The sequence below is a fragment of the Pseudomonas sp. EA_65y_Pfl2_P78 genome, assembly GCF_963970495.1.
Classification (GTDB): Bacteria; Pseudomonadota; Gammaproteobacteria; order Pseudomonadales; family Pseudomonadaceae; genus Aquipseudomonas; species Aquipseudomonas baetica_A.
Genome location: NZ_CAXAON010000007.1, coordinates 119,809 through 133,591, shown reverse-complemented (window position 1 = coordinate 133,591; position 13,783 = coordinate 119,809). Strand labels below are relative to the sequence as shown.

General features: G+C 60.9%; 14 protein-coding genes and 1 pseudogene. 13 read left to right on the top strand and 2 right to left on the bottom strand.

Going from position 1 to position 13,783, the window contains the following annotated elements:
• Positions 1-43: 43 nt before the first annotated feature.
• From AACY02_RS09040 to AACY02_RS09025, 4 genes are read left to right on the top strand one after another with little or no spacing between them, the layout of a single operon-like run.
• The gene (locus AACY02_RS09040) at positions 44-1,561 is read left to right on the top strand and encodes a TolC family protein (RefSeq protein ID WP_339431636.1); all 1,518 of its coding nucleotides are present in this window, start codon (positions 44-46) and stop codon (positions 1,559-1,561) included.
• Complete coding sequence (cysC, locus tag AACY02_RS09035; RefSeq protein ID WP_339431635.1) at positions 1,545-2,150, top strand: adenylyl-sulfate kinase; 606 nt, start codon at positions 1,545-1,547, stop codon at positions 2,148-2,150. Before AACY02_RS09040 ends, cysC begins: the two co-directional genes overlap by 17 nt.
• The gene (locus AACY02_RS09030; RefSeq protein WP_339431634.1) at positions 2,147-2,932 is read left to right on the top strand and encodes an aspartyl/asparaginyl beta-hydroxylase domain-containing protein; all 786 of its coding nucleotides are present in this window, start codon (positions 2,147-2,149) and stop codon (positions 2,930-2,932) included. The genes cysC and AACY02_RS09030 overlap by 4 nt, the downstream gene beginning before the upstream one ends.
• Positions 2,920-3,894, top strand: coding sequence for a sulfotransferase family protein (locus AACY02_RS09025; protein WP_339431667.1), 975 nt, complete (start codon positions 2,920-2,922; stop codon positions 3,892-3,894). The genes AACY02_RS09030 and AACY02_RS09025 overlap by 13 nt, the downstream gene beginning before the upstream one ends.
• Here the strand turns inward: AACY02_RS09025 and AACY02_RS09020 are convergent.
• Together AACY02_RS09020 and AACY02_RS09015 are read right to left on the bottom strand one after the other, a co-directional pair.
• On the bottom strand, positions 3,860-4,618 hold the full coding sequence (locus tag AACY02_RS09020) for a slipin family protein (RefSeq protein ID WP_339431633.1): 759 nt from the start codon (positions 4,616-4,618) through the stop codon (positions 3,860-3,862). The two genes, AACY02_RS09025 and AACY02_RS09020, sit on opposite strands and share 35 nt — an antisense overlap.
• Before the next feature lie 2 nt (positions 4,619-4,620).
• Positions 4,621-5,151 (bottom strand): NfeD family protein, encoded by a 531-nt coding sequence (locus AACY02_RS09015; RefSeq protein ID WP_339431632.1) that lies wholly within the window; start codon positions 5,149-5,151, stop codon positions 4,621-4,623.
• Positions 5,152-5,469: 318 nt separating this feature from the next.
• Between AACY02_RS09015 and AACY02_RS09010 the strand changes: the two genes are divergently transcribed.
• The 9 genes and pseudogenes from AACY02_RS09010 to AACY02_RS08970 all read left to right on the top strand — a co-directional run bounded on the left by AACY02_RS09010 (position 5,470) and on the right by AACY02_RS08970 (position 13,721).
• Positions 5,470-5,709 (top strand): DUF2789 domain-containing protein, encoded by a 240-nt coding sequence (locus AACY02_RS09010; RefSeq protein WP_339431631.1) that lies wholly within the window; start codon positions 5,470-5,472, stop codon positions 5,707-5,709.
• Positions 5,710-5,806: 97 nt separating this feature from the next.
• A pseudogene (locus AACY02_RS09005) lies at positions 5,807-6,023 on the top strand (type II toxin-antitoxin system RelE family toxin); the annotation flags it as partial.
• A 143-nt stretch (positions 6,024-6,166) separates the two neighbouring features.
• Complete coding sequence (locus AACY02_RS09000; RefSeq protein WP_339431666.1) at positions 6,167-6,595, top strand: MarR family winged helix-turn-helix transcriptional regulator; 429 nt, start codon at positions 6,167-6,169, stop codon at positions 6,593-6,595.
• A complete protein-coding gene (locus AACY02_RS08995; RefSeq protein ID WP_339431630.1) occupies positions 6,592-8,655 on the top strand; it encodes an FUSC family protein in 2,064 nt (687 codons plus the stop codon). Before AACY02_RS09000 ends, AACY02_RS08995 begins: the two co-directional genes overlap by 4 nt.
• The gene (locus AACY02_RS08990) at positions 8,652-8,861 is read left to right on the top strand and encodes a DUF1656 domain-containing protein (RefSeq protein WP_027611129.1); all 210 of its coding nucleotides are present in this window, start codon (positions 8,652-8,654) and stop codon (positions 8,859-8,861) included. Before AACY02_RS08995 ends, AACY02_RS08990 begins: the two co-directional genes overlap by 4 nt.
• Positions 8,858-9,745 carry an HlyD family secretion protein gene (locus tag AACY02_RS08985; protein ID WP_339431629.1) on the top strand — a complete coding sequence of 296 codons (888 nt, stop codon included), beginning with the start codon at positions 8,858-8,860 and terminating at the stop codon, positions 9,743-9,745. Before AACY02_RS08990 ends, AACY02_RS08985 begins: the two co-directional genes overlap by 4 nt.
• Positions 9,742-11,184 (top strand): efflux transporter outer membrane subunit, encoded by a 1,443-nt coding sequence (locus AACY02_RS08980; protein ID WP_339431628.1) that lies wholly within the window; start codon positions 9,742-9,744, stop codon positions 11,182-11,184. Before AACY02_RS08985 ends, AACY02_RS08980 begins: the two co-directional genes overlap by 4 nt.
• Positions 11,185-11,277: 93 nt before the next feature.
• Positions 11,278-11,913, top strand: coding sequence for an NADH:ubiquinone oxidoreductase subunit N (locus AACY02_RS08975; RefSeq protein WP_221730958.1), 636 nt, complete (start codon positions 11,278-11,280; stop codon positions 11,911-11,913).
• Between the two features lie 302 nt (positions 11,914-12,215).
• Positions 12,216-13,721 (top strand): YdgA family protein, encoded by a 1,506-nt coding sequence (locus AACY02_RS08970; protein WP_339431627.1) that lies wholly within the window; start codon positions 12,216-12,218, stop codon positions 13,719-13,721.
• Positions 13,722-13,783 lie beyond the last annotated feature (62 nt).

Sequence of the window (13,783 nt, the reverse complement as noted above, 5' to 3'; positions counted from 1 at the left end):
CACAACTACTTAACACTGAGCGGGACCTAGGGGCGATCCACGGATGAAAAGAAGTCAGAAGTTGTTCGGCGCCAGCCTGCTGGCGCTGGCGATCAGCGGGTGTGCAGTCACCAGCGAACCGATTGAGCGCAGCGTCAGTGAGCAGCGGGCCAGAACCGACCTGCAAAACATGTACAAGGATCAGGAACCGCTGCGCGGCCCCCTGACGCTGCATCAGGCCATGGCCCGCGCAGTGAAGTACAACCTTGAAGGCCGCTTGAAGATCATGGAGGAAGCGCTGGCCAAGCGGCAGCTCGACCTCGCCAGTTTCGACATGTTGCCGCGCATGGCGCTGGATGCCGGGTATGTGGGGCGTAACAACGTCAGTGCTTCCAGTAGCCAGAGCGTGCGCACCGGCACCCAGTCGCTGGAACCGTCGACCTCGCAGGATCGTGACCGCGAAGTGGCGGATCTGACCATGGTCTGGAACGTCCTCGACTTCGGTGTCAGCTATATCAGCGCCAAACAACAGGGTGATCAGCGCCTGATCGTGCAGGAACGTCGGCGCAAAGTGATCAACACCATCGTCCAGGATGTGCGCTCGGCGTACTGGCGAGCGATGGCCGCCGAACGTCTGCTAAAGCAGATCGACAGCCTGATGGCGCGAGTCGACACCGCCCGGAAAAACAGCCAGAGCATGAGCGAGCAGCGCATTGGCGACCCGGTTCAGGCCTTGGGTTATCAGCGCTCACTCATCGAAGCCACGCGGCAATTGGAGGAGCAGCGCCGTGCGCTGTCGCTGGCGAAAACCGAACTGGCCACTCTGATCAATCTGCCGCTGGGCACAAATCTTACGCTGGCCACTGATGATGGATATCAGGTTCCCGAGCTCAAAGTCGATCTGGCGAAACTCGAACAGGAGGCTTTGACCAGCCGTCCGGAACTGCGCGAGCAGGATTACCAGACGCGCATCAGCGCCGCCGAAACCCGCAAAGCCATGCTGCGCTTGCTGCCAGGTCTGGAGTTTTCGGCCGGCGGGCATTACGACAGCAACTCGTTCCTCGTTGAGCAAGGCTGGGCCGACTACGGCGTGAAAATCACCTGGAACCTGTTCAACGTGATCTCTGCTCCGGCGGCGATCAACGTCGCCAAGGCCGGCGAAGAAGTCGCCACTGCAAGGCGTCAGGCAATGTCGATTGCAGTGCTGGCGCAGCTCTATGTGGCCAATGCCAACTATCAAGAGGCGTTGCGCCAGTTCAAGACCAGCCAGCAGTTGTCCGACATTGACGGGCAAATCGTTGGCCAGTTGCGCAATCGTCATCAGGCCGCCGGCATTGGTGAGCTGGAGTTGATTCAGGGTGAGCTGAACAACCTGCAAGCCGACCTGCGTCGTGATCTTTCTTACGCCGACCTGCGCAATGCCTACGGCCAGATCTTCGCCAGTGCCGGGCTCGATCCGTTACCGGATCAAGTGCAGTCCACGGACGTGCAGGCGATCGCCAACGCACTGGCCAATCGTGAGTCGGCGTGGGCGGCGGGGGATATCTCGTTGCCAGTGGTGGCGAATGCCTCCGCGCAATGACGTGCTGGCGCCAAGCGCCAGCATCAGCCGTATGCAGCGCGAGGTCCGCAATGGACATCGCGGTGCGGCCATTCTGCTGACCGGTTTGCCGGCGGCGGGCAAATCGACGCTGGCTCAAGCGCTGCACGCCACGATGTTCGGGTGTGGCTGGCAAACGGTGGTGCTTGATGGCGATAGCTTGCGTATCGGGCTCAATCGGGATTTGGGATTCAGTGACGCGGATCGCCAGGAAAACATTCGCCGCGCCAGCGAGCTCGCCGCTTTGCTGGTGGAAAATGGTCAGATCGTGATTCTGGCAATGATTGCGCCATTGGCCGAACTGCGAGAAGTCTTTGCCCAGCGTTTGGGCGAGGACTATCGCGAGGTCTGGTGCAGCGCCTCATTGGCAGTGTGCGAGCAGCGTGATCCGAAAGGGCATTACGCTCGGGCGCGACGGGGTGAGTTGGCCGGGTTTACCGGGGTCTCGGCACCGTATGAGCCACCGTTGCAGGCCTCGTTGGTGCTCGATACGGGTACGCAGACCGTTGAGGCCTGCCTTGATCGTCTGTTGACCTGGCTCGGCGATTGCTCGGTGCTGCCCAAGACATGAGCCGTCCGGCGTATGCGCGACTGCCGGTGCCGGTGGATTTGCCACTGTTGTTACAAGCGCTGGCGGCGATTGCCGAAGACGCCTGGCGCAGTCACTTCAACACGCAATATTTCTCGGGAGACTGGAGCGGCGTGGCGCTGATTTCGGCGGCCGATGCGCTGACCGAATTGTCGCCCGGACGCGGTCAACCGTTACTGCGCGCGCCTTGGCTGCTGGATGAGCGCTGGCGCCACGGTCTGCGGGATTTGCAACTGGACATCGTCAGTGCGCGATTGTTGCGGTTGGGCCCCGGTGGGCGAATTCATGAGCACCGCGACTACGATCTCGCCGAGCCAGACGCCGATGTGCGCCTGCACATTCCGTTGCTCAGTCCACCCGATGTGGATTTCTGGCTCGACGGTCAACGTGTGCCGATGATGGCGGGGCAATGCTGGTTTCTCGATCTGGCACGACCGCATCGGGTGGTTAACCGCGATACCTCGACGCGGGTTCATCTGGTGCTCGATTGCCGGCCTGGCGCCTGGCTTGCACGGATGATTGATGAAGGGCTGCCGAGTACGCCTCCAGCGCAATGGGCCGACACGGCGCTGCAGCGTTTTCAGCGACTGGTCGCTGAGGATGCCTCGCTGTCCTCAACCTTGCGGGCACTCAACGACCCTGAACAGTTCATCACGCGAACCCTCGAACTGGCCGCCGAACAGGGCTTGCCGTTCTCTAGCGAGGAACTGCGCGCGGCGATGCGCCAGGGACGGCGGCAATGGAACGAACAATGGAGCGGCTGAACCTGGACGGCTGGTTACCGGTGCGTGTCTGGCCGGTCGCAGGGCGTTGGCAGGTGGATTGGTGCTGGTTCGGCGATACGCCACTGCATCAGCCCTTTTTTCGCGACGCGGTCGAGGAGGCATTGCGCCTGCCGTTCAATCAGGCATTTCGTCGACAGACGCCACTGTCGGCGCTGACCGATTGGCAGGCGCAAAGTCCGGGGGTGGCGCCGAGCGCATTCATTTTGCACGCCTCGCGCTGCGGTTCGACGCTGATCAGCCAGATGCTCGCCCGGCTCGATGATCACATCGTCGTCTCGGAACCACCACCGCTGGACGTCTTGTTGCACAGCGATCTGCCGGCGTCTGAACGTCGAGCCGCTATCAGCGGATTGCTCTCGGCTTACGGGCAGCGTCGTCGAGGCGTGGAGCAGCGGTTGGTGATCAAGCTTGATGCGTGGAACATCGGTGAGTGGCCGCTCCTGCAAGACTGTTTTCCTGATACACCATGGTTGTTTCTGTATCGCGACCCGTTGGAAATCGCCGTTTCCCACCTGCGCCGCCCGGGCATGCACATGGTGCCGGGCATGCTCGGCGACTGCGTGCTGGAGGACGGTTTGCCGTTTGAGGGGCGTGAGGATTTCATTGCCCGGCGCTTGGGTCGATTGCTGGAGGCGGGTAGGACGCAATGCGAAGTGTCAGGTGGGCTGCCCGTCAATTACAGCGAGTTGCCCGGGGCGATGGCAGGGCGATTGGCAAGTTTTTTTCAGTTGAGCGCTGAGCAGCTTCAGCAGGCGTTCGCGGCGACGGCGCAACATGCCAAGCAGCCCTCACGGACGTTCGTCGCCGACAGCGACGAAAAGCGCGGCGCGGCTTCGGCGTTGTTGCACAGGCATGTGCAACATTTCGCGCACGCGCCCTATGAAGCGCTGGAACGCTTGCGTCATCTCAGGACTTGGCCGACAAATCCGCCATCCCCTTGAGTAACTCGATCGGCAGCGGAAAGACGATGGTCGAACTCTTGTCGCCGGCAATCGAACTCAAGGTCTGCATATAACGCAACTGCATGGCCCCTGGCTGACGGCCGAGCATTTCGGCGGCCTGCATGAGTTTTTCCGAGGCCTGCAACTCGCCTTCGGCGTGAATCACCTTGGCCCGTCGTTCCCGTTCGGCTTCGGCCTGTTTGGCGATGGCGCGCACCATCGACTCATTGAGGTCGACGTGCTTGATCTCAACGTTGGCGACCTTGATGCCCCACACGTCAGTCTGGGCGTCGAGCACTTGCTGGATGTCGATGTTCAACTGCTCGCGCTCGGCCAGCAATTCATCCAGCTCATGCTTGCCCAGTACCGCACGCAGGGTGGTCTGAGCCAACTGGCTGGTGGCGGAGAGGAAGTTCTCGACCTGAATGATCGCCTTTTGTGGGTCGAGCACGCGAAAGTACAGCACTGCATTGACCTTCACCGAAACGTTGTCGCGGGTAATCACATCCTGCGGCGGTACATCGAGAACGATGGTGCGCAAGTCGACCCGAACCATTTGCTGAACCACCGGAATCAGCAGGATCAGCCCCGGACCTTTGACTTGCCAGAAGCGCCCGAGCTGGAACACCACGCCGCGTTCGTATTCGCGCAGGATGCGAAACGTCGACGCGGCGAGGGCGATCACCAATAACAGCAGCGCGAAAAAACCGATTTGCAGACCCATGATCACTCTCCGTGTCGAGCCGCGTCAGCCGCGGCGACTTTCAGCAGTAAGCCCTTGCGTCCCACTACGCGTACCGATTGTCCGCTGTGCAGCGGTGTCGCGCTGTGCACCTGCCATTGCTCACCTTGCAGGTGTATCCAGCCGTGATGGGCATCTTCAGTCTGCACCGTGGTTATTGCCGTCACACTGCCGACCAGGCCCGCATCGCCACTGACGGCGTGGCGCGGTCGGGTTTTCAGGGCGCGGATGATCAGCGCAAGCAACAGCAAAGCGCTGACCAGACCCAGACCGATCATCATCGGCACCGGCAAGTCCGCGTTGCCCAGCATCAGCGCGCCGATCACGAACATGATGATCCCGCCCAGACCAATCACGCCGTAATTGGGCAGTGCGGCTTCGGCGATCAGAAAAACGATACCGAGGGTGACCAGCCAGAGACCGATCGGGTTGACCGACGACAGTGGAACATCGGCGGCGATCGCCGAGCCGCTCAACAGCAGTAACCAGAGAAACGCACAACATCGACTGTTCACGTGACCCTCCGGGCGCGTCATGGGTGTGCTTCTTTGAGTCTAGTTGAGCCTTGAACTGGTTGAATGTTGATCAGTGTGCGGATGTGTCCAGTGAGCGGATTTTCCTGCGCCTGCAACTCGCCGAACTAGACTCAAACACACCGCTACAACCGTTCCAATGCAGCGCCGAGGTGCATCAGGCCGGGAGTTGAGTCATCAGGTTTTGTGGCGTTCGCGTTGGCGCTTTCGCGCGCAAGCCCGCTCCCACAGGTGACCGCGACCCCTTGGATGCCGCTCGCGAATAATCGCCCAGACACCATGTTCCCAAGGAGTTCCCCCATGGAAAGCCCCACCCATAGCCTGCCATCCCTGTTCAAACAACTCGGCCTGGACAACGACCCCGTCCGCATCGACCAATTCATCACGAGCCATTCTCCGCTCAAACCCGAATTGCACCTGGCAGACGCGTTTTTCTGGACCAAGAGTCAGGCTGATTTTTTGCGCGACGAAATTCTGGACGATGCCGATTGGGCGGAGGTGGTTGATCAATTGAATGTGTTGTTGCGTACGGGGCGGTAGGCCTGACCGAAGGGTGATCACTTCCTGCCGGATGGATGCCAGGCGATGTTTACGAAGCAATGATGGAACGGCTTGATGATTTGGAACTGGCAGAAATCATTCGCTCCGAGATCAATTGAAAAAAGAAGCTCGCCGAAAGATTGGCGCTGCCGAGAGTCCCGGCTGATGCACTCCACGGGATGCCCGACTGTTACAAAATCAAACTCAAAACGTCGGGTTACCGTTTGGTTTATCAAGTAATCAATGAGCGAGTTGTCGTCGCTTTAGGTCAGCGTGAGCGCAGCAGAGTTTACGAGAAGGCCCAAAAACGCTAACAGGTCCCCACCTCGTCGTTTCTCTTCGGCTGACAATCACTTTGTTTCAAAACTTGACTGAATTTCCCTCGCAATGCGATATTGATAGTTAGCAAACTAACAGTGTGCCTTGTCCCGTGCCCGATACCCTCGACGCTCTCCAGATGAACATCAGCAGTGCCATGGTGGTGGCCGCCAGGCATTGGCGCAAGATCTGCCAGACCACGCTGGTCAACTATGGAATCTCCGAAGCCTGCGCCGTCCCTTTATTGATGATCGGGCGTTTGGGTGAGGGTGTGCGTCAGGTGCAGGTGGCGCAGGCGGCCGGGATGGAGAGCCCGTCGCTGGTGCGTCTGCTCGATCAGTTGTGCCAATCGGGGTACGTGCGCCGCACCGAGGATGTGCAGGATCGCCGCGCCAAATGCCTGAGCCTGACCGACACCGGTCGTGAGCTGGTGCACGCGGTGGAAGTCGAACTGGTGCGCCTGCGTCACGAAGTGCTCGACGGGATTGATCAGAGCGATCTGGAAGCTACGCTTCGGGTACTCAGGGCTTTTGAGGCGGCGAATCCGCCGCTGGTGGTCAATTCTTGAACGGTTTTTTCTCAGGCATTCCGCCGACCCGCGACTGGTTCTACGGGGTTCGTACTTTTGCCGCGTCGATGATCGCGTTGTACATCGCCTTGCTCATGCAAATGCCGCGTCCGTATTGGGCGATGGCCACGGTGTACATCGTCTCCAGCCCGTTCCTCGGGCCGACCAGCTCCAAGGCGTTGTACCGTGCAATCGGTACCTTTCTCGGCGCAGCGGCGGCGGTTTTTTTCGTGCCGATGTTCGTGCAGAGCCCTTATGTGCTGGTAGTCGTCATCGCGCTGTGGACGGGTATTTTGCTGTTTCTATCCCTGCATTTGCGCACCGCCAACAGTTACGCGCTGATGCTTGCCGGCTACACCTTGCCGCTGATTGCCTTGCCGGTGGTGGATAACCCGCTGGCGGTGTGGGATGTCGCACAAGCACGTACCGAAGAGATTTTCCTCGGCATTGCCGTCGCCGCTGTGGTCGGCGCGATGTTCTGGCCACGCCGCTTGGCGCCGGTGTTCAACGATGCCGTCGGTAAATGGTTCATCGATGCGACCAGCTACAGCCTGAAGTTTCTCAGCCGCGACGTGCAGCCTGAAGCAGTCACGGCCCTGCGCATGGCCATGGTGGCCAATTTCAACAGCCTGGAATTGATGATCGGCCAGTTACCCCATGAAGGTTCGCTGCCGCAAACCGTGCGAAACACCAAGGAACTGCGCGGGCGCATGATCCATCTGTTGCCGGTCATCGACGCCCTCGAAGATTCGCTCTACGCCCTCGAGCGGCGCACCCCGGAACTGGCAGAACAGTTCGCGCCGCTGTTGGCGGCGACCCGTGACTGGCTCGCTCACCAGGACGCCGATCTGCAACGCTGGCAAGCCCTGAAAGACCAGCTCCAGGCCCTGCAACCGAGCACGCAGGCGCTGGAGGATCGCAGACAATTGCTCTTCTCCAACGCGATCTATCGCCTCGGTGAATTCATCGATCTGTGGCAAGACTGCCGCAGTCTGCAGGCGGCGATTGTGTGTGAGCGTCAGGACAGCTGGCGCGCGGTGTATCGCCACTGGCGCCTCGGTCGCCTGACGCCGTTTCTTGATCGCGGTCTGATGCTCTATTCGGTGGCCTCGACCATTCTGGCGATCATCGTCGCTTCGCTGCTGTGGATTCTGCTGGGCTGGCCGGACGGCGGCAGCGCAGTGATTCTGGCGGCGGTGGCGTGCAGCTTCTTCGCCTCGATGGACGACCCGGCGCCGCAGATCTACCGGTTCTTTTTCTGGACGGGCATGTCGGTGCTGTTCGCCAGTCTGTATCTGTTTCTGATTCTGCCCAACCTGCATGACTTCCCGATGCTGGTCCTGGCGTTTGCCATCCCGTTCATCTGCATCGGTACCCTGACGGTGCAGCCGCGTTTCTACCTCGGCATGCTCCTGACGCTGGTCAACACCTCATCGTTCATCAGCATTCAGGGCGCTTACGATGCGGACTTTTTCGCCTTCGTGAATTCCAACCTGGCGGGGCCGATGGGCCTGTTGTTCGCGTTCATCTGGACGCTGGTGGCGCGCCCGTTCGGCGCCGAGCTGGCGGCCAAGCGCCTGACCCGTTTCAGTTGGAAAGACATCGTCGACATGACCGAGCCGGCCAACCTTGCCGAACACCGCAAGTTGGGCGTGCAGTTGCTCGATCGCCTGATGCAGCACCTGCCGCGTCTTGCCCTCACCGGCCAGGACACCGGCATCGCCATGCGTGAAGTGCGCGTGGGTCTGAACCTGCTCGATTTGCTCGCCTACACCCCACGGGTCACCGGCGTGCCGAAGGCGCTGTTGCAGCAAGTGGTGGTCGAGGTCGGCGAGTACTTCCGCGCCTGCCTCAAGGCTGGCGAACGCCTGCCGGCGCCGAGTCCGTTGCTGATGACCATGGACCGCACGCGCCGTGCACTCAATGGCCACGGCGACGAAGAAACCCGTTTCCACCTGTTGCACGCCTTGAGCGGTCTGCGTCTGGCGCTGTTGCCCGGCGTCGAATTCGTTTCCAGCGCCGAGCCCGAAGAACCGTTGCCCGATGGAGCGCCCCTATGATTGGTGATCTGGACATCAGCGGCATCTTTCTGCCGACCTTGCTGGTGTTGATGGGCATCACGTATGTGCTGTTTTTGCTGGTGCATGGCGTGCTGACACGTCTGCACTTTTACCGTCTGGTCTGGCACCGGGCATTGTTCAACGTGGCCCTCTACGCCGTGCTGCTGTACGGCGTGGACTCACTCAGTCGATACCTGATGACATGAAAAAACCGTTTTTGACCATCGGTCGCGTGGTACTGACCCTGCTGATCGTGACTTTTGCCGTTGTCCTCGTCTGGCGCATGGTGATGTATTACATGTTCGCGCCGTGGACCCGTGACGGCCACATCCGTGCCGACATCGTGCAGATTGCCCCGGACGTCTCCGGGCTGATCCAGCAGGTCGAGGTGAAAGACAACCAGTTGATCAAACGGGGTCAGGTGCTGTTCAGCATCGACCAGGATCGATTCAAACTGGCCCTGCGCCAAGCCAAAGCGGCCGCCGCCGATCGCGAGGAAACGCTCGCGCAAGCACAACGCGAAGCCAAGCGTAATCGTGGCCTGGGCAACCTGGTGCCGGCCGAGCAACTGGAAGCAAGCCAGTCTCGCGTGGCCCGTGCGCAGTCGGCACTGGCCGAAGCGCGGGTGACGGTGGACAGCGCCCAGCTCAACCTCGACCGCTCGGTAATCCGCAGCCCGGTGGACGGTTACGTCAACGACCGGGCGCCGCGTGCTCAGGAATTCGTTACCGCCGGGCGTCCGGTGCTGTCGGTGGTCGACAGCAACTCGTTTCATATCGACGGCTATTTCGAAGAGACCAAACTCGACGGCATCCATGTCGGCCAGTCGGTGGATATCCGCGTGGTCGGCGACCGCGCCAGGCTGCGCGGGCATGTCGAAAGCATCGTCGCCGGCATCGAAGACCGTGACCGCACCAGCGGCAGTAACCTGCTGCCCAACGTCAACCCGGCGTTCAGTTGGGTGCGCCTGGCGCAGCGGATTCCCGTACGTATTGCCTTTGATGAGGTGCCGGCGGACTTCCGCATGATCGCCGGGCGTACCGCCACTGTTTCGATCATCGACGATCAAAAACAGGAGTCCGCGCCATGAACAGGGCCCTGATGATCGCAGGCTTGGGCGTGATGCTCTCGGCCTGTCAGATGGTCGGGCCGGACTATCAGGTGCCCGAGGACGCGGCGGTCCAGCGCAAGGATTTTCAGGGTGAATTGGCGGTGGCCGGCAAACCCGTGGTGTCGGCGCCGGTGCCAGCGCACTGGTGGCGGTTGTACAAGGATCCGCGCCTGGATCAACTGGTGCAGCAAGCCATGGCCTCCAACACGGATCTGCGCGTGGCGGCAGCGAACCTTGCGCGGTCTCGCGCTCAAGTCGACGAGGCCGAGGCCGCGGGTGGCTGGAGCGCCGGGGTGAAGATGGGCGCACAGCGTTTGCAGGAATCCGGTCAGGCATTTTTGCTGCCAGAGAAAGTGCCAGTGGCCAACGTCGCCGACATAGGCCTCAGCGCTTCGTATCAGTTCGACCTGTGGGGCACCCTGCAACGCGGGATCGAAGGCGCGAAGGCCAATGCCGATGCGACTCAAGCCGCTGCTGACACCGCACGGATCACATTGGTGGCCGACGTGGTTCGCGCCTATACCCAGGTTTGCGCGGCCAATGAAGAGCGAGAAATCGCCCAGCATTCCCTCGACTTGCAATCGCAAAGCACCACGCTGACGCAGCGCTTGCGCGATGCCGGGCGTGGTGATGAAACCCAGGTCACCCGCTCGCAAACCCAATTCAAATCCTTGCGCGCTGAAATGCCGCGTTATGAAGCAGCGCGTCAGGCCGGGCTGTTTCGCCTGTCGATGCTGCTGGCCAGACCGGTCGATCAGTTGCCGGCCGGCACCGCGACCTGCGCCGAGTTGCCGAAAATCGCCCAACGGGTGCCGGTCGGCGATGGCGCAGCGCTGCTCAAGCGCCGCCCGGATATTCGTCAGGCGGAACGGCGTCTGGCGGCTTCGACGGCCGGGATCGGCGTCGCCACGGGCGAGTTGTACCCGGACATCAGCATCGGCGCGACCCTCGGCACTGTCGGCATCATCGACGACTTGGGTGATCCCTCGACCAACCGCTGGGGCTTCGGCCCGTCGTTGAGCTGGAAGGTGCCGACCAACGGCGCCCGCGCGCGCATCCGCGAAGCCGAAGCGGCGGCGCAAGGCGCACTGGCGCATTTCGATGGCGTGGTGCTCAACGCCATCCGCGAAACCCAGACGGGCCTTGCGCAGTACAGCGCTGTGCTGCAACGCCGTGATGCGCTGGCCGATGCCGCGCAGTCGGCGAAACGGGCCGCCGACCAGACACACCGCTTCTTCCAGGCCGGCCGCGAGTCGTTTCTCGCCGACTTGCAAGCGACCCGAACCTACACCGATGTCACCGCGCAACTGGCCGCTGCCAACACGCAAGTCGCCATGAGCCAGATCGATTTGTTCCTCGCCCTCGGCGGCGGTTGGGAAAGCGGACGAACGCAAGCTTCAAGCCCGAGCAAACCCTGAGGCCATAGCTATGCTTTGAAGTGTTGAAAGGGCGCCCCGAGCAAAGAGCCCCTTCAGCGCACATCGCTAGCGCTGGTCTAGGGGAAACCAATAATGAAAAACCCTTACGCTCTCGGCTTCTGGTGCGCCCTCGCAGCGTTGGTGCTGCTCTCGGCCACCTATTTCTACGGCATCATGCTGGCCCACCAGATCGACAAGGCCATGGTTTTCCTCGACAGCGCCGTGGCGCTGATTGCGGTCATGGCAATCGTCGTGGTGGCGTGGGCGTCGGTCCAGGTTCAGCGAGTCAAAAAAAGACAGCTTGAACAGGGCAAGACGCTGGTGCTGATCTGGGACACCAAAGTCGCCCTGCGCCGGGTCGAAACCGTGTTCGACCGGTATTTCTGGGGCAGCTACTGGCAGCCCGGCCGCACCTTCGCCGAAGTCATGGGCGAACTCACCGGCACGCCGCTGGAAAAAAGCCTCGAAGCGCTGAAGAAGCAGTGTCTGGAACTCGACAAGCAGATCGACAGCGAGGGCTGGCACTGGCTGAACAATGCCCGTGAACTGTCCGACGTCGCCACCGCCATGGCCCGCGAGCGCTATCAACTCGACTACTGCGACCCGCGCGCCGATGGGCCGGGCGGGGCGGTGATCGATCGGGACTTTGAAGTGCTTGTGTATACCTGGACGGCACGCCTCAAAAGCTTTGATCATCAACTCGATGAGATCGAGGTTCAGTATTCCTGATCTTTCGTTGAATGATCTGGCCTCTTCGCGAGCAAGCCCGCGCCCACAGGAGATGTGTGCTCAGCACCACGCTCCTGTGGGCGCGGGCGTGCTCGCGAAGGCGGGCCGAGCAGCACTGAAACTCTCCCGGCTTGTCAGCTGTCCACACTCCCCATAGACACTCTTTAACCTTTAAACATTGGGCCATCATGCGCCCCAGTGCTAATCTCCACTCCTCATTTCAGCGGAGTCGAGCCGCAACCCGGTCACGGGTTCAGGGAAGACGACCCCACTTTCAGCCACGGAAATCGATCAGGTCATTCATGAATAAATCAGCAGGCGTGCTACTCGGAATTGTTGTTGCCATCGGCGCGATCAGTGCAGGCGGGGCCTGGTACACCGGGACCAAGATCGAAGGCGTGTTGAACAACGCCGTCACCAATACCAACAAAGAGCTGCAAACCGCCATGGCCGGCTCCAACGGCACGATGTCGCTGGAACTGGTGTCGCTGGAACGTCACACCTTCACCAGCACCGCGCACTATCGCCTCAAAGCCGAAGGTGAAATGTTCGGCGATGCGCCGGTTGAATTGCTGTTTGTCGATCACCTCGAGCATGGCCCGCTGCCGTTCTCGCGTCTGGTGTCGCTGAAGTGGTTGCCGGTCATGGCCACCAGCAATTACGAACTCGAAAAGAGTCCGGCCACCGAAAAATGGTTCGCCGCCACCAAGGGCGCCGCACCGCTCAAAGGCGTGACCAACATCGGCTACGACGAATCCACCACCAGCACCGTCGACCTGTTGCCACTGGAAATCGCTCTGGATGAGCAGTCGAGCCTGAAATTTTCTGGCCTGACCATGGACATCTCCGCCAGCGCCCAAGCGCAGAAGGTCAAGGCTGACGGTTACATGGACAGCCTGAAACTGGTCACTGTGGCCGAAGATCAGGCGCCGGTGCAGATCGAACTCAACGGTTTGACCCTGGCCAGCAACCTCACCAAGAGCAGCTACGGCTACTACACCGGCAGCAACACCCTGGAACTGTCCAACAGCAAAACCACCTTCGGCGCCAAGCAATCGGTGCTCGGCGTGAAGAACTTCGAAATGAAGAACCTCACCGAGGAAAACGGCAGCAATGCGTCCGGCCGTGCGGACTACCAGATCGGCGAAGTCACCCTCAACGACAAGAAAATCGGTTCGGCCAGCATGGCCATGAGCCTGAAGAACCTCGACATCCCGTCGACGATGTCGCTGATGCAGGTCTACCAGACCAAATTGCAGCCGTACGAAAAAGCCGCGGCCGAAGCGGCCGCTGCTGGCCTGCCGGCACCGGAGCTGAATCTGACCGAAGCCGAATCGGCCCAGGTCAAAGCCGACTTGCAGAAATTGCTGGCCGCTGGCCCGCAAGTGGCACTGGAAAACCTGTCGCTCAAGACCGCCAACGGTGAGAGCCGCGCCAATCTGGTGATCGACCTGACCAAGCCGCAGTCGATGGATCTGCCGCCGGATCAACTGGCCAGACAGTTGATCGCGCTGCTCGACCTCAATGTCACGGTGTCCAAGCCGATGCTGGTCGATCTGCTCAGCGTACAGGCGCAGCTTGATGGTCAGACCGACGCCAAAGCCATCGTCGATGGGGCCAGCGGCACCGCCGACATGTTCTCCGCCATGGCCGTTGGTTCGCAATTGGCGACCGTCGATGGCACCAGCGTCGTGACCAAGCTGCATTACGCCGCCAATCAGGTGGAATTCAACGGCCAGAAGATGACCGTTGAGCAGTTCGTTGGCTTCCTGATGAGCAAGTTCGCAGGCGTCACGCAAGTGCAGTAATACTGCGCTCTAAATAGCAACGCCCGGCCTCTGCATTGCGCAGACGCCGGGCGTTTTGCTGT

Excerpts from the sequence above, each read along its gene's own strand:
- AACY02_RS08970 (WP_339431627.1), top strand. The coding sequence starts at position 12,216 with ATGAATAAATCAGCAGGCGTGCTACTCGGAATTGTTGTTGCCATCGGC.
- AACY02_RS09025 (WP_339431667.1), top strand. The coding sequence starts at position 2,920 with ATGGAGCGGCTGAACCTGGACGGCTGGTTACCGGTGCGTGTCTGGCCG.
- AACY02_RS08990 (WP_027611129.1), top strand. The coding sequence starts at position 8,652 with ATGATTGGTGATCTGGACATCAGCGGCATCTTTCTGCCGACCTTGCTG.
- AACY02_RS09040 (WP_339431636.1), top strand. The coding sequence starts at position 44 with ATGAAAAGAAGTCAGAAGTTGTTCGGCGCCAGCCTGCTGGCGCTGGCG.
- AACY02_RS09020 (WP_339431633.1), bottom strand. The coding sequence starts at position 4,618 with ATGGGTCTGCAAATCGGTTTTTTCGCGCTGCTGTTATTGGTGATCGCC.
- AACY02_RS08980 (WP_339431628.1), top strand. The coding sequence starts at position 9,742 with ATGAACAGGGCCCTGATGATCGCAGGCTTGGGCGTGATGCTCTCGGCC.
- AACY02_RS08985 (WP_339431629.1), top strand. The coding sequence starts at position 8,858 with ATGAAAAAACCGTTTTTGACCATCGGTCGCGTGGTACTGACCCTGCTG.
- AACY02_RS09000 (WP_339431666.1), top strand. The coding sequence starts at position 6,167 with ATGAACATCAGCAGTGCCATGGTGGTGGCCGCCAGGCATTGGCGCAAG.
- cysC (WP_339431635.1), top strand. The coding sequence starts at position 1,545 with ATGCCTCCGCGCAATGACGTGCTGGCGCCAAGCGCCAGCATCAGCCGT.
- AACY02_RS09030 (WP_339431634.1), top strand. The coding sequence starts at position 2,147 with ATGAGCCGTCCGGCGTATGCGCGACTGCCGGTGCCGGTGGATTTGCCA.
- AACY02_RS08975 (WP_221730958.1), top strand. The coding sequence starts at position 11,278 with ATGAAAAACCCTTACGCTCTCGGCTTCTGGTGCGCCCTCGCAGCGTTG.
- AACY02_RS09010 (WP_339431631.1), top strand. The coding sequence starts at position 5,470 with ATGGAAAGCCCCACCCATAGCCTGCCATCCCTGTTCAAACAACTCGGC.